General features: G+C 33.9%; 1 protein-coding gene. It reads left to right on the top strand.

The window, feature by feature from the left end:
- The first annotated feature begins 60 nt into the window (after nucleotides 1-60).
- The gene (locus tag ACOVQ4_RS17215; protein WP_421821856.1) at nucleotides 61-1,218 is read left to right on the top strand and encodes an IS4 family transposase; all 1,158 of its coding nucleotides are present in this window, start codon (nucleotides 61-63) and stop codon (nucleotides 1,216-1,218) included.
- The last annotated feature ends 19 nt before the right edge of the window (nucleotides 1,219-1,237 follow it).

The following is a 1,237-nucleotide window of genomic DNA, read 5'->3' as shown; positions in this document are numbered from 1 at the left end:
TACTCTACCCTACTAAAAAATTTAGAATTTTTATAAAAAGCAAGAAAAGAGTAATTTTGTATGTACGACCAGACAAAACACTCTTTTCAGCATGAAAAAATTTTCACAGACAAGGTTAGTTCTTTTTTAGGTACTTTCCAAATCGTAGCCAATAAAGCCCGTCAAAGTTGCCTTAGTCAATTAGTTTTGGGTGTGATAAAAAGTCGCCAAGTGCAACTTCCTGCGATAGCAGAGGCAATAAGGTTAGACAAAGAAGGTGCGCAACTTAGCAGTATTATTCATCGTTTAGAGGACTTTTTTCGTGAAAGCACCTTAGATTTTGATGCTATAGCCCTACTTTTGGTGCTTATTCTGGGTGATAAGGGTAAATTACGCTTATGTATTGACCGTACTAACTGGGAATTTGGAAATTGTTCTATCAATATTTTAATGGTTATCGTTTGCAATGGTTCAAACCATGTTCCCATTTATTTTGAGCTATTGGATAATAAAAATGGCAACAGCAATAGCCAACAAAGAATAGAGCTATTAGAAAAGATTGTTGCTTTGATTGGTGTAAAACGTATAGGCATTGTTATCGGGGATAGAGAGTTTATTGGACACACTTGGCTAAAATATCTCAAAGAGCAAGGTATTAATTTTTGTGTGCGTGTTCCCAAACATCACCAAATAGAACGGATGGATGGGACTAAATATTTGGCAGAAGATTTGGCTACGGAAAATCCCTTATACCTTAAAGATTGCTTAGTAGATGGGGTGTGGGTACAAGTTTATCTAAAGAAATTACCTTGTGGTGAGTTGCTTTTTTTAATCGGAACAGTGGCTTTAGCACAGTATTTAGGGCAAATTTATAAAAAAAGATGGACAATAGAGACTTGTTTTCAGTCATTTAAAGGCAGGGGCTTTGACATAGAGAGTACTCACATAAAAGATTTGGGAAAGCTAAAAAAATTAATAGCTGTTGTTTCCATAGCCTTTGCGATTTGCATAAATATGGGCATACATCAAGACAAGAAGATAAGAAAAATTAAGACTAAAAACCATAAGTATAAAGTCAATAGTTTCTGCCGAACTGGAATTGACTTGATAAAAGACTTACTAAAAGGTTCTCCGGCTGAGTTTGAGAATATGATGGATAAATTTATTAGGTATTTGTATCTAAAACTATATAGATATAACAAAGAAAAAAATATAAATAGCACATTATCAAGTACTTAAAAAATAGTAGGGTAGAGTA

Source organism: Flectobacillus sp., assembly GCF_049240685.1.
GTDB lineage: Bacteria > Bacteroidota > Bacteroidia > Cytophagales > Spirosomataceae > Flectobacillus.
This window is presented reverse-complemented; position numbering and strand designations above follow the sequence as displayed.

Excerpts from the sequence above, each read along its gene's own strand:
- ACOVQ4_RS17215 (WP_421821856.1), top strand. The coding sequence starts at position 61 with ATGTACGACCAGACAAAACACTCTTTTCAGCATGAAAAAATTTTCACA.